The following is a 12,936-nucleotide window of genomic DNA, read 5'->3' on the forward strand; positions in this document are numbered from 1 at the left end:
ACGCCGGATCAGCTGTGCCGGCGGACCTCCACCGTGCGGAACCGGCCGGCGACGAACGCGCCGTCGCAGTAGGCCGAGTTGGCGGCCGGGTTGGCGCCCGTGCCGTGCAGGTCGGAGAAGGCGGCGGTCTGGTTGACGTAGACCCCGCCGGTCAGGTTGAGCGAGAGCGAGACGCCGGAGTCCAGGCAGGCCCGGACGACGGACTGCTCCACCTCGGGGGAGGTGGTGTAGGCGCCGACCGTCATCGCGCCCTGCTCGCGGACACTGCGGCGCAGCAGCTCGATGCCGGCCTCGGTGGACTCCACCGCGACGGCGAAGGAGATCGGGCCGAACTGCTCGCCGAGGAACGACGCGCGGTCGTCCGGCTTGTCGGCGTCGGCCTTCACCAGGGCGGGCGTGCGGATGGTCGCGCCGGGGAACTCGGCGGACTCCACCTGCCGCGGGGCGAGGGCCAGTTCGCCGTACTCGCCGCCGGCGGCCTGCGCGGTGCGCTGCAGCACGCCCGGGTTGACGACCGCGCCGAGGATGGCGGCCGCGCGGGCGTCGTCCGAGAGCAGCCCGTCGATCGCGGCGGCCAGGTCGGTGACCACCTCGTCGTAGGACTTGTCGCCCTGGTCGGTGCTGATGCCGGTGCGCGGGACGAGCAGGTTCTGCGGGGTGGTGCACATCTGGCCGCTGTACAGGGACAGCGAGAAGGCCAGGTTGTTCAGCATGCCGCGGTAGTCGTCGGTCGAGTCGACCAGCACGGTGTTGACGCCGGCCTTCTCGGTGTAGACGAGGGCCTGGCGGGCGTTGTCCTCCAGCCAGTCGCCGAAGGAGGTCGAGCCGGTGTAGTCGATGACCTTGACCTCGGGACGGACGGCCAGCACCTGGGCGGCGGTGCCGCCCTCGTGCTCGGCGGCCAGGCACACCGTGTTGGGGTCGAAGCCGGCCTCGGCGAGCACCTCGCGGGCGATCCGGACGGTCAGCGCCAGCGGCAGCACGGCGCGCGGGTGCGGCTTGACCAGCACCGCGTTGCCGGTGGCCAGCGAGGCGAAGAAGCCGGGGAAGCCGTTCCAGGTCGGGAAGGTGTTGCAGCCGATCAGCAGCGCGGTGCCGCGCGGCACCACGGTGAACTCCTTGACCATCTGCAGCGGCTCGCGCTTGCCCTGAGGCTTCGTCCAGCCGGCGCTCTGCGGCAGCCGGGTCTGCTCGGCGTAGGCGTAGGCGACGGCCTCCAGGCCGCGGTCCTGGGCGTGCGGGCCCGCCTGGAAGGCCATGCCGAAGGCCTGGCCGGTGGTGTGCATCACCGCGTGCGCGAACTCGTGCGAGCGGGCGTTGATCCGGGCCAGGATCTCCAGGCAGACCGCGGCGCGGGCCGCGGGGCCGGCCGCCGCCCACGCGGGGCGGGCCGCCTCCAGCGCCGCGATCAGCGCGTCGGGGTCGGTGTGCAGGTAGCTGATGCCCAGCTCGACGCCGTACGGGGAGGCCTCGCCGCCCACCAGGTCGCCGTCGGTGGGCTGGCCCTCGACGGTGAAGACGGTGCCGAGCAGCGCGTCGAAGGCCGCCTTGCCGTCCTCGGCGCCGGTCTCGCCGTACGCCTTGGGGAACTCGGGGTACGGCGACCAGTAGTCGCGCTCGGCCATCGCGGTGAGCGCGCGGTCGAGGGTCTCCTGGTGGCGTTCGATCAGGTCGGCGACCATCGGGTCGGGGGTCGCAGCAGCCATTGGTGCGCTCCTCACAGCGGAGAACGGGACACCCCAAAGAGTAACCGAACGATCGGTCGGGACAAGAGGGCGCGGCCGGGTGGTCGGACGGCCCGGCAGGGTTACGGAATTCCCAGCTCGAAGATGACGAAACCGGCGTACCAGCCGGAGGCGACGGCGGCGCTGCCGAGCACGGCCGCCAGCGAAGGGGGGGACAGGCGGCGCAGGGCGACCGCGATGGGCAGGAAGAGCGGGAAGGCCGGCAGCAGGTAGCGGGAGGTGTTGCCGAAGATCTGGTAGCTGCCGAGAACCATGACGATGGTCAGCAGGGTGTAGACGGTCAGGGCGGCCGGCGGCCGGAGGCGGAGGTACAGGAAGACCAGGACGGGCAGCAGGGCCACCAGCAGCAGGCCGATCAGGTCCTCGGTCGGATAGGCGAAGCCGTAGTCGTAGTGGCCGAACAGGACACCGCGTGCCACGTCCAGGGTGTGCCGGCCGTAGTCGAAGTAGTGCTTCCAGGCGCCGCGCTGGAGAGTGAAGTAGCCGCCGAGGTCGCCCATCCGCCAGCCGACCCAGGCGATGTAGCCGGTCAGGCCGAGCGGGGCGATCAGGGTGGCGGCGATCGGTGCGAGCACCGGACCCCGCCGGCGCACCAGCGAGATCAGCGCGGCGGTGCCGAGGGCAGCGACCAGGGTGCCCGCGGTGGGCCGGTTGAGTCCGGCGAGGAAGGTGATCAGGCCGGCGGCAGGCCAGTTCTCGGTCAGGATGCAGTAGCACGCCCAGGCGGCGAGGGCGACGAACAGGGAGTCCGAGTACACCGCCCACTCGACGCCGGAGCCCGGGAAAACGCCCCAGACCGCGGCCGCCACGATGCCGGTGCGCCGGTCGGTGAGCCGGGCCGCGACCGCGAAGATGCCGGCCGCGGCGGCGAACGACGCCACCACCGAAACCAGCATGCCGGCGCCGTAGGAGCCGAGGCCGGTGACCGAGGAGACCAGCCGCATCAGACCGGGGTAGAGCGGGAAGAACGCCGCGGAGTTCTGTTCGTAGTCCCACGGGCCACCCGCAGGGAGGGCAATCAGCTGGGGGTGGTAGCCGTTCTCCGCGATCTGCCGGTACCACCAGCCGTCCCAGGAGCCCAGGATGTCCCAGAAGGTCCGGCCGCCGCCGAACCGTGGATCGTTCTTGTGGAAATCCCCCGACCAGTTCGCGAGCAGGGCGAAGACGGTCAGGCCGACCAGCCGTACCGCGCCGTAGACCAGCAGCGCCGGCCCGTAGCGGCCGGCTGCGGCGCGGAGCCGGTCACGGCCGCGCCGCCCGGCCGGGCCGGTTGCACCGACGGGATCGTCCGGAGCCGTGGGATGCTCCGTGGCCGTGCCGATCGTCGAACCCATACCGGGTCTCCCGTCTCGTGCGCCATCCGCAGTGCGGCACCGGTCGTCCGTTCATCCTGTGCAAAATCCGACCAGCGTACCGGCTGCTGTTCAGGACTCCAGCCCCGCCGCAGGAGTTCCGTCCGTACCGGTCCCAGCCGCGTGACGGGCGGGACCGCCGCCACGGCGACCCCGGCCGATCACGCCCCGATCGGGCGGGGATACTCGTGCACATGGCCGAGAACACCCCCCGCACCGCCTACACCGTCGACTCGCTGCTCGCCGTGACGGTGCAGGTCTTCAACGACCGCGGGTACGACGGCACCTCGATGGAGGACCTCTCCCGGGCCGCCGGGATCTCCAAGTCCTCGATCTACCACCACGTCCGCGGCAAGGAGGAACTGCTGCGGCTCGCCGTCGGACGTGCCCTGGACGCGCTGTTCGCCATCCTGGAGGAGCCCGCCGCCGTCACCGGCCCGGCGGTGGACCGGCTGGAGCACGTGGTGCGCCGCACCACGGAGGTGCTGCTCGCCGAACTCCCCTACGTGACCCTGCTGCTGCGGGTGCGCGGCAACACCGCCACCGAGCAGTGGGCGCTGGAGCGCCGGCGCGACTTCGACCACCGGGTCGCCGAGCTGCTGCGGGCCGCGGTCACCGCCGGCGAACTGCGGGCGGACGTCGAGCCGCGGATGGCCACCCGGCTGCTCTTCGGCATGATCAACTCCATCGTGGAGTGGTACCGCCCCGGCGCCAAGGGCACCGACGGCGTCGCCGACGCGGTCGTCCACCTCGCCTTCGACGGCCTCCGGGCCCGCTAGCCGCTCGGGCAGCCGTTCGGCGGCTGCCCCCGGGGCCGCGGTTCATGCGTCCGGCGGCACCTGGTCGGTCTCCTCGAAGACCAGCATGGTCTGGGTGCCCAGGACGTCCGGGATCGCCTGGATGCGGTTGAGCACCAGCTCCCGCAGGGCCCGGTTGTCCGCGGTGTGCACCAGCATCAGCACGTCGTACTCGCCGCCGACCAGCGCGATGTGCGCCACCCCCGGCAGCTCCAGCAACTGCTCGCGGATCGTCCGCCAGGAGTTCTGGACGATCTTCAGCGTGATGTACGCGGCGGCTCCCTGGCCGGACTTCTCGTGGTCCACCCGCGCGGTGAACCCGCGGATCACGCCCTCGTCGACCATCCTGGAGATCCGGGCGTACGCATTGGCCCGGGAGACGTGCACCCGCTCGGCGACCGAGCGGATCGAAGCGCGGCCGTCCTGCTGCAGCAACCGCAGGATCGCACGGTCGACACGGTCGAGCCTGGACGTCTGTTCAGCCGACATGGCCCCCCACCCTCCCTGATTGGACATGCTGCCTCCAGTCGACCGCTGATCGGGCCGATTGTCCACCACCCTGTCGCACATCTGGTCAAGATGAACAGACAACCGAACAATCGGTAGGGAGCCCCCATCACCCCGGAGGTGCCCCGAGATGACCGTTCTCGACCACCGACACCAGGCGGCCGCGGTACCCGGCTGGCTGCCCGGTGCCACTGCCCCGCGGACCGACCCCGCCCCGCTGCTGCCGGACGACTCCCCCTTCCGCGTCCTGGGCACCCCGGCCCTGGAGAAGGCGGACCCGGCGCTGCTGCGCGAGCTGTACCGGCGCCTGGTCGTCGGCCGCCGCTACAACCAGCAGGCCACCACCCTCACCAAGCAGGGCCGCCTCGCCGTCTATCCGGCCACCACCGGCCAGGAGGCCTGCGAGGTCGCCGCCGCGATGGCCCTGCGCGAGCAGGACTGGCTGTTCCCCAGCTACCGCGACACCCTCGCCGTGGTCGCCCGCGGCGTGGACCCGCTGGAGGCCCTCACCCTGCTGCGCGGCAACGCCCACACCGGCTACGACCCGCGCGCCACCCGCACCGCCCCGCTCTGCACCCCGCTCGCCACCCAGGCCCCGCACGCGGTGGGCCTCGCGCACGCCGCCCGGCTGGCCGGCGACCCGGTCGTCGCGCTCGCCATGCTCGGCGACGGCGGCACCAGCGAGGGCGACTTCCACGAGGCGCTGAACTTCGCCGCGGTGCTGAACGCCCCGGTCGTCTTCCTCGTCCAGAACAACGGCTACGCGATCTCCGTCCCGCTCACCCAGCAGTCCGCCGCGCCGACCCTCGCCCACAAGGCGGTCGGCTACGGCATGCCGGGCCGGCTGGTCGACGGCAACGACGCCCCCGCCGTGCACGCCGTCCTCACCGAGGCCTTCGAGCGCGCCCGCAACGGCGGCGGTCCGACCCTGGTCGAGGCGCTCACCTACCGCGTCGAGGCGCACACCAACGCCGACGACGCCACCCGCTACCGGACGGACGACGAGGTCGCCGCCTGGCGCGAGCACGACCCGATCCTGCTGATGGAGCGACACCTGCGCCCGCTCGGCATCCTCGACGACACCCTCGTCCAGGAGGCCGCCGACGAGGCCGAGGCGCTCGCCGCCCGGATGCGCGCCGAGTTCCACGAGGACCCGCAGCTCGACCCGATGTCGCTCTTCGCCCACGTCTACGCCGAGCCCACGCCGCAGCTGCGCGAGCAGGCCGCCCAGCTCGCCGCCGAACTGGCCGCCGAGGCCGAGGTGCACCACTGATGACGACAGTTGTCTCCGCCCGCACCAGCACCATGGCGCAGGCGCTCAACGCGGCCCTGCGCGACGCCATGCAGGCCGACCCGACCGTGCACGTCATGGGCGAGGACGTCGGCAAGCTCGGCGGTGTCTTCCGGATCACCGACGGCCTGACCGCCGAGTTCGGCCCGGACCGCTGCCTGGACACCCCGCTCGCCGAGGCCGGCATCCTCGGCACCGCCGTCGGCATGGCCATGTACGGCCTGCGCCCGGTGGTCGAGATGCAGTTCGACGCCTTCGCCTACCCGGCGCTGGAGCAGCTGTTCTCGCACGTCGCCAAGATGCGCAACCGCACCGCCGGCAAGCTGCCGCTGCCGATCACCGTCCGCGTCCCGTACGGCGGCGGCATCGGCGGCGTCGAGCACCACAGCGACTCCTCCGAGGCGTACTACGTGCAGACCCCCGGCCTGCACGTGGTCGCCCCGGCCACCGTCCACGACGCCTACGGGCTGCTGCGCGAGGCCATCGCCTCCGACGACCCGGTGGTCTTCCTGGAGCCCAAGCGGCTCTACTGGGGCAAGGCCGAGTGGGACCCGGCCGCGCCGGTCGAGCCGATCGGCAAGGCCGTGCTGCGCCGTACCGGCCGCTCCGCCGTGCTGATCACCTACGGCCCCTCGCTGCCGGTCTGCCTGGAGGCCGCCGAGGCCGCGAAGGCCGAGGGCTGGGACCTCGCGGTGCTGGACCTGCGCTCGCTGGTGCCCTTCGACGAGGAGACCGCCTGCGAGGTCGTCCGCTCGGTCGGCCGCGCGGTCGTCGTCCACGAGGCGACCGGCTTCGCCGGCCCCGGCGCGGAGATCGCCGCCCGGCTCACCGAGAAGTGCTTCCACCACCTGGCCGCCCCCGTGCTGCGGGTCACCGGCTTCGACATCCCGTACCCGGCGCCGATGCTGGAGCACCACCACCTGCCCGGGGTGGACCGGATCCTGGACGCGGTCGCCCGGCTGCAGTGGGAGGTGTGACCGTGATGCCTGTCGTCCGCGAGTTCACCCTGCCCGACCTCGGTGAGGGACTCACCGGGGCCGAGGTGGTGCGGTGGATGGTCGAGGTCGGTGAGGTCATCGCCGTCGACCAGCCGGTGGTCGAGGTGGAGACCGCCAAGGCCGTGGTGGAGGTGCCCTGCCCGTACGGCGGGGTGGTCACCGCGCTGTTCGGCGAGGTCGGCGAGGAGGTGCCGGTCGGCGCCCCGCTGGTGACCGTCGCGGTCGCCGCTCCGGCCGACGGCTCCGCCGCACCCACCGCCTCGGGCGGCCCCGGCGAGCCGGTGGAGCGCCCGCTGGTCGGGTACGGCGTCGCCGAGTCGCGCGGCGCACGCCGGGCCCGGGTCAGGGCCGGCGCCGCCGTTCCGGCACCTGCGACCGCCCCCGTGGCTGTGACGGCCCCGGCCGCGCAGGCCGCGCCCGTGCACGTCTCCGCCGTGGTGCCGGTGATCTCGCCGCTCGTCCGGCGGATGGCCCGCGAGCACGGCATCGACCTCGCCCGGCTCGCCGGCAGCGGCCCGGACGGCCTGATCATGCGGGCCGACGTGCAGCGGGCCGTGGACACCGCGGCCCACGCCGCCCCGGTCCAGGCCCCCGCCCCCGCGGTGGCGGCCTCCGCGGACGCCGAGCTGATCCCGCTGCGCGGACTGCGCCGCACCATCGCCGAGAAGCTCGGCCGGAGCCACCGCGAGATCCCGGCGGCCACCTGCTGGGTGGATGCCGACGCCACCGAACTCATGGCACTGCGCGCCCAGTTGAACCGAGCCCCGGGGCCGAAGGTCAGCGTGCTGGCCCTGCTCGCCCGGATCTGCACGGCCGCGCTGGAGCGCTTCCCCGAGCTCAACTCCAGTGTGTCGGAGGACGGTTCGCACATCGTCCGGCACCGCGCGGTGCACCTGGGCTTCGCCGCCCAGAGCGAGCGCGGCCTGGTCGTCCCGGTGGTGCGGGACGCCCAGCTGCTCGGCACCGAGAAGCTCACCACCGAGCTCGCCCGGCTCACCGAGTCGGCCCGGGCCGGCTCGCTCACCCCGGCCGAACTCACCGGTGGCACCTTCACCCTCAACAACTACGGGGTCTTCGGGGTGGACGGCTCGACGCCGATCCTCAACCACCCGGAGGCGGCCATGCTGGGCGTCGGCCGGATCACCCCCAAGCCGTGGGTGCACGAGGGCGAACTCGCCGTCCGGCAGGTCACCCAGCTGTCGTTCACCTTCGACCACCGGGTGTGCGACGGCGGCACGGCCGGCGGTTTCCTGCGCTTCGTCGCCGACTGCGTGGAGCAGCCGGGGCTGCTGCTGCGCACGCTCTGACCGTCTCCGACGGACCGGGCCGGGCTCACTGAGCCCGGCCCGCGCGCGTTTGCGGACACGCGCCCGGGCACGGGCGCCCCGGCGTGCGCATGGGAAAAGGGGGCGCGAGTTGCGTGAGACTAGCGCGTACGCCGGTCGTATGTCCGGGGTTCGGTTGATTCGTGGGACGAGCACCCCGGTCGTGCCAGTCTGCTGAAGGCGTCAGCAGATACAGCACCAGCCGTTCGGCTGTGCAGGGCGACCGGAAGCGGAACGATTCTCTTGGCTACTCGTCATGTCGCGTTGAAGGCACGTCCGATGCGGGTCAGATCCGGATCGGGCTCGACCGGCCCGGCCGCCGTGCCGGGGCTGGCCCCGGCGGAACCCGCCGCCCCCGAGACCCCGGCCCCGGCCGCGGAGACTGCCGAAACCCGCGCACTCCCCGGGCTCCCGGCACTCCCCCCGGCCGACCGGGACGCCGCCGGGGCCGCCCCCGCCCCCGAGGACGGTCCCACTGCGGCGGTGCCGCTGCCGACGGGGCTGCCCGCCCTCCCGGCCCTCCCCGCCCTGTCCGCTCCCGCCGCCCCGGCGGCCCCGCCCGGCACTCCCGGGCCCGTGCCGGCGCCGCCCACCGTGCCGCCGCGCATCCCCGCACCGGGCCACCCGGACGCGGCCGGACCCGGCGCCCCGGCGCCTGGCACCCCCGCGCCGGCGCTGCCCCGCCACACCGCCGCCCCGGCCCGCAACTGGACCGGCCCCGGCGACCGCTGGAGCCGCGCCTGGACGGCGGGCGCCCCCGTCGGCGCACCGCGGCCCGCGCCGCTGCCGCAGACCGTTCCCCCCGAAGCATGCCTGCCGCCCACCCCGCGCGACCTCGCCCTCGTCCGGGACAGCCTGGCTGTCGTCGAGCCGGTCGCCGACCAGGCCACCGCGCACTTCTACGCCGTGTTCTTCGTGCACCACCCCGAGGTGCGGGCGCTCTTCCCGGCCGCCATGGACGTGCAGCGCGACCGGCTGTTCCGGGCGCTGCTCACGATCGCCCGCCACGCGGACGACCCGGCCCGGCTGACCGAGTACCTGTCCGGCCTCGGCCGGGCCCACCGCAAGTACGGCGCCCTGAACGCCCACTACGCGCCGATGGGGGAGTGCCTGGTGGCGGCGCTCGCCAAGTACAGCGGCAGCCGCTGGGACGCCGAGACCGAGCTGGCCTGGCGCCGGGTCTACGGACTGGTCTCCCGGACCATGATCGAGGCCGCCGAGGACGACGCCCGCAGCGCGCCGGCCTGGTGGCGGGCCGAGGTCGTCTCCAACGAGCGCCGCGGCCGGGACGTCGCGGTGCTCACCGTCCGGCCGGAGCAGCCCTACCCCTACCGCGCCGGGCAGTACGCCACCGTGGAGACGCCCTGGTGGCCGCGGGTCTGGCGGCCGTACTCACTGGCCACCGCGCCCCGGCCGGACGGGCTGCTGACCTTCCACGTCAAGTCCGTCCAGGCGGGCTGGGTGAGCACCGCGCTCGTCCGGCGCGCGGCACCGGGCGACGTGCTCCGGCTGGGCCCGGCGGCCGGGGGCATGGTCGTCGACCACGGCAGCGGCGCCGACCTGCTCTGCCTCGGCGGCGGCACCGGCATCGCCCCGATCGCCGCGCTGGTGGAGGAGGTCGCCGAGCACGGCCCCGGCGGCCGATCGGTGGAGGTCTTCTACGGGGCCCGCAGCACGTCCGAGCTGTACGCCCTGGAGGAGCTGCGCGGCCTCGACCGGCAGCACCCCTGGCTCAAGGTGCACCCCGTGGTGTCCGCGCAGGACACGGCGTCCGGCGGCGAGGTGGTCGGCGAACTGCCGGAGGTGGTCTCCCGGTACGCGCCGTGGCACGGCCACGACGCCTACCTGGGCGGGCCGGCGGCGATGGTGCGGCGGGCGGTCGGCGTGCTGCTGCGGGCCGGGATCGCGAAGGAGCGCATCCACCACGACCTGGCCGCCGAGCAGGCCGCGGGCTGAGCCCCGACGGAGGCCGCCGGATCGGCGGGTCAGGCGAGGTCGCGGGCGAGCAGGGCGCGGATGCCCTCGATGTTGGCGGCGAGGTAGGCGCGCAGGCTGGGAGGTACGACGTTGACCGAAGTGACGCCCTCGCGGGTGAACGGCAGCCGGACGATCTCGTACTCGCCGTTCGGGTCCTCCAGTTCGGGGCCGTGCCGCCGGGAGAGGTCCATGGACGCCAGCCGGCAGACGAAGAAGTGCTGGACCTTGACCCCGTGCGGGTGGGCCGGGGTGCCGTCGTCGTGGTGGGAGTGCGCGACGGTGTCGACGAAGGCGGGCACCACGTCCTGGACCTTGGCGCCGAGCTCCTCGTCCACCTCGCGGTGCAGGGCGTCGACGACCGTCCGGTCGCCGGGCTCGACACCGCCGCCGGGCGTGATCCAGTACGGATGGACGGCCCCGGGCCGGACCCGGCGGATCAGCAGGATGGTGGCCGGGGCGTGCGGATCGCCCGGGTCGTCCTCCAACAGGATCGCCCGCGCGGTGCGCTTGACGACGGGGCGGACGGGGACGGCCATGGCCACCTCCGGGACACGGGAGTTGTGCGTGATTCTCCCGCGCACGGGGCGGAATGAAACTCGCACACATGGGCGAACAGGGGGAAAACGTTGGGCCGAACGGATGATTCGGCGTGCCGCTGCGTGTTCGACCCGGTCCGGCCGGTCACGGAATTGGATCTTCCATTCAAAGGAAGATCGCACTCCGGTTGTCAATCGACAAGGTCGGACACTAGTTTGCTCTTGGAATTGAAGCCCAATCGGCGCCTTCACCCGGCGTAATGATTGAAGCGGGGTGGCCCCTGTGCTGCAATGGCCGCCAGCCGGGCAGGCCGACACCAACGGATCGCGGAGGTAGCGCGCGCATGCACAGCAGCACAGTCCTGGGCCATGTGGTGATGGACCTCGTGGCGGGTGACGACCTCTCCGTCCGTATCGCCGTCGACCTCGGGTACGACACCGACGACCCGTACGCGGTGCGGTTCACCTTCCACCTGCCCGGGGACACCCCGGTCACGTGGTACTTCGCCCGCGAGCTGCTGGTCGAGGGCATCAGCCGCCCGGCCGGCGAGGGCGACGTGCACCTGCACCCGATCGGCGAGGACCTCACCGAGGTCTGCGTCGTCCTGCGCTCCCCCGACGGGGACGCCACCCTGCGCGCGCCCGCGCCGCCGCTGATCGCCTTCCTCGCCCGGACGGACAAGCTCGTCCCGATGGGCCAGGAGGAGACCGAGGTCGAGCTGGAGGCCCAGCTCGACCTGATCCTCAGCGGCGGCTGCGAGAACGCCGGCTGACCGCCGGCACGGCCGGCGCTCAGTCGTCGTCGCCCAGCGCCAGGTCCAGGCCCCAGGACACGACGCTGATGATGAGGGCGCCGAGCAGGGCCGACCAGAAGCCCGACACGTGGAAGTCCAGGTCGAGCACGTCGGACGCCCAGGACGTCAGCCACAGCATCAGGGCGTTGATCACGAAGGTGATCAGGCCGAGCGTGAGCACGAACAGGGGCAGCGAGAGCAGCTTCACGAACGGCTTGATCAGGAAGTTGACCACGCCGAAGACCAGCGCCACCGCGATCACGGTCAGTGCCTGGTGACCCCAGCTGCCGTCGGACAGGGTGATCCCGTCGACGATCCAGGCGGCGACCCAGATGGCCACCGCGTTGATGAGCGTTTTGATCACGAAACTCTTCATGGCACCGGATGGTCGCAGGCCGCCCGCCCGCTGGGAAGCTCTCGGCGGGAACGTCGTGCGCCTTCTTCGCCCCGGGCCCGCACCGGCGGTGTCCGGACCGGGTGTTGAATGGTCCCGGCCCGGAACGGAGCCCGGAGAGGAGCAGCGCGCGATGAAGGTCTTCCGGCTGGACGAGCTGGATGCGGAACGGGCTGCCCATCAGGGCTCCTACCTGCGCTTCCTCAAGGAGCGGAACATGTCCGCCGGCCTCTACGCGCTCTCTCCCGGGGACACCGACACCCAGGCCCCGCACGACCAGGACGAGATCTACCAGGTGATCAGCGGCCGGGCCGAGCTCACCGTCGGCCGCGAGACCACCACCGTCGGCCGCGGCACCGTCGTGTACGTGCCCGCCGGGGTGCCGCACCGCTTCCACCACATCACCGAGGAACTGCGCGTCCTGGTGATCTTCTCGCCGCCGGAGGACTGACCGGCGCCGCCGGGTAGGGTCGGCCGGGCGCGACCACCCGGAGACGAGGAGCGAGAACAGTGGCCCTGACCGACGAACTCTGGTCGGCGATCGAGCCGGTCTACGACGAGATCCTGGCCCACCCCTTCCTGGCCGGCCTCACCGACGGCACCCTGCCCCGGCAGGCGTTCCGCCACTTCGTCGTCCAGGACTCGCACTACCTGCGCGACTACGCCCGGGCGCTGGCCGTGTGCGCGGCCAAGGCGCCGGACGAGGCCGACGTCCGCGCCTTCGCCGACGACGCGGTGGGCGCCCTCGCCGCCGAGCAGGAGATGCACGCCGAGTTCCTGACCGCCTTCGGCGAGACCGCGGCCGAGGCGGCCGCCGAGCCGGTGCTGCCCACCACCCTGGCCTACACCAGCTACCTGCTGGCCACCGTCCACGGCGGCTCCTTCGCCGAGGCCGTGGCCGCCGTGCTGCCCTGCTACTGGATCTACGCCCGGGTCGGCGAGGCGCTGCTGGCGAAGTCCTCCCCCGACCCGCTCTACGCCAAGTGGATCGCCACCTACGGTGACGAGGCCTTCCAGTCCGTCGTCCGCCGGGTGCTCGACCTCACCGACCGGCTCGGCGAGGAGATCTCCCCCACCGAACGGCACCGGATGGTCCGGCACTTCACCACCACCTCGCGCTACGAGTGGATGTTCTGGGACGCCGCCTGGCGCGGCGAGACCTGGCCGGTCTGACGGTCCGCCGCACACGCGGAAGGCCCCGCACCCCCTGCCCGGGGGTG

General features: G+C 73.2%; 13 protein-coding genes. 8 read left to right on the forward strand and 5 right to left on the reverse strand.

Going from position 1 to position 12,936, the window contains the following annotated elements; translation table 11 throughout:
• Window positions 1-8: 8 nt before the first annotated feature.
• A complete protein-coding gene (gene paaN, locus ACQ614_RS18980; protein ID WP_431679716.1) occupies window positions 9-1,706 on the reverse strand; it encodes a phenylacetic acid degradation protein PaaN in 1,698 nt (565 codons plus the stop codon).
• Between the two features lie 101 nt (window positions 1,707-1,807).
• Window positions 1,808-3,079, reverse strand: a complete 1,272-nt coding sequence (locus ACQ614_RS18985) for a glycosyltransferase family 39 protein (RefSeq protein ID WP_431679717.1) — start codon at window positions 3,077-3,079, stop codon at window positions 1,808-1,810.
• A 212-nt stretch (window positions 3,080-3,291) separates the two neighbouring features.
• On the opposite strand from ACQ614_RS18985, the gene ACQ614_RS18990 reads away from it, so the two are divergent.
• The gene (locus ACQ614_RS18990) at window positions 3,292-3,876 is read left to right on the forward strand and encodes a TetR/AcrR family transcriptional regulator (protein ID WP_431679718.1); all 585 of its coding nucleotides are present in this window, start codon (window positions 3,292-3,294) and stop codon (window positions 3,874-3,876) included.
• 42 nt (window positions 3,877-3,918) lie between these two features.
• On the opposite strand, the gene ACQ614_RS18995 is transcribed toward ACQ614_RS18990, so the two are convergent.
• Window positions 3,919-4,383, reverse strand: coding sequence for an Lrp/AsnC family transcriptional regulator (locus tag ACQ614_RS18995; protein WP_363494632.1), 465 nt, complete (start codon window positions 4,381-4,383; stop codon window positions 3,919-3,921).
• Window positions 4,384-4,531: 148 nt separating this feature from the next.
• Here ACQ614_RS18995 and pdhA point away from each other — a divergent pair, with 148 nt between their 5' ends.
• From pdhA to ACQ614_RS19015, 4 genes are all read left to right on the forward strand, one after another.
• Window positions 4,532-5,674 (forward strand): pyruvate dehydrogenase (acetyl-transferring) E1 component subunit alpha, encoded by a 1,143-nt coding sequence (gene pdhA / locus ACQ614_RS19000; protein ID WP_431679719.1) that lies wholly within the window; start codon window positions 4,532-4,534, stop codon window positions 5,672-5,674.
• Window positions 5,674-6,669, forward strand: a complete 996-nt coding sequence (locus tag ACQ614_RS19005; RefSeq protein ID WP_431679720.1) for an alpha-ketoacid dehydrogenase subunit beta — start codon at window positions 5,674-5,676, stop codon at window positions 6,667-6,669. The genes pdhA and ACQ614_RS19005 overlap by 1 nt, the downstream gene beginning before the upstream one ends.
• 5 nt (window positions 6,670-6,674) lie before the next feature.
• Entirely contained in the window at window positions 6,675-7,997 is a 1,323-nt protein-coding gene (locus ACQ614_RS19010) for a dihydrolipoamide acetyltransferase family protein (RefSeq protein WP_431683962.1), read from the forward strand.
• Window positions 7,998-8,294: 297 nt separating this feature from the next.
• The gene (locus ACQ614_RS19015; protein WP_431679721.1) at window positions 8,295-9,971 is read left to right on the forward strand and encodes a globin domain-containing protein; all 1,677 of its coding nucleotides are present in this window, start codon (window positions 8,295-8,297) and stop codon (window positions 9,969-9,971) included.
• Window positions 9,972-10,000: 29 nt separating this feature from the next.
• Here the strand turns inward: ACQ614_RS19015 and ACQ614_RS19020 are convergent, their stop codons facing one another.
• Window positions 10,001-10,528, reverse strand: coding sequence for an NUDIX domain-containing protein (locus ACQ614_RS19020; protein ID WP_363494640.1), 528 nt, complete (start codon window positions 10,526-10,528; stop codon window positions 10,001-10,003).
• Window positions 10,529-10,872: 344 nt separating this feature from the next.
• On the opposite strand from ACQ614_RS19020, the gene ACQ614_RS19025 reads away from it, so the two are divergent.
• Window positions 10,873-11,301 carry an SsgA family sporulation/cell division regulator gene (locus ACQ614_RS19025; RefSeq protein ID WP_431679722.1) on the forward strand — a complete coding sequence of 143 codons (429 nt, stop codon included), beginning with the start codon at window positions 10,873-10,875 and terminating at the stop codon, window positions 11,299-11,301.
• A gap of 19 nt (window positions 11,302-11,320) precedes the next feature.
• Here ACQ614_RS19025 and ACQ614_RS19030 read toward each other — a convergent pair whose 3' ends face one another.
• Window positions 11,321-11,698 carry a phage holin family protein gene (locus tag ACQ614_RS19030; protein WP_363494644.1) on the reverse strand — a complete coding sequence of 126 codons (378 nt, stop codon included), beginning with the start codon at window positions 11,696-11,698 and terminating at the stop codon, window positions 11,321-11,323.
• 151 nt (window positions 11,699-11,849) lie between these two features.
• On the opposite strand from ACQ614_RS19030, the gene ACQ614_RS19035 reads away from it, so the two are divergent.
• Entirely contained in the window at window positions 11,850-12,167 is a 318-nt protein-coding gene (locus ACQ614_RS19035; RefSeq protein WP_363494646.1) for a cupin domain-containing protein, read from the forward strand.
• 59 nt (window positions 12,168-12,226) lie between these two features.
• Window positions 12,227-12,889, forward strand: a complete 663-nt coding sequence (gene tenA / locus ACQ614_RS19040; RefSeq protein ID WP_431679723.1) for a thiaminase II — start codon at window positions 12,227-12,229, stop codon at window positions 12,887-12,889.
• The last annotated feature ends 47 nt before the right edge of the window (window positions 12,890-12,936 follow it).

It is taken from the genome of Kitasatospora dryopteridis (genome assembly GCF_050749075.1).
Classification (GTDB): Bacteria; Actinomycetota; Actinomycetes; order Streptomycetales; family Streptomycetaceae; genus Kitasatospora.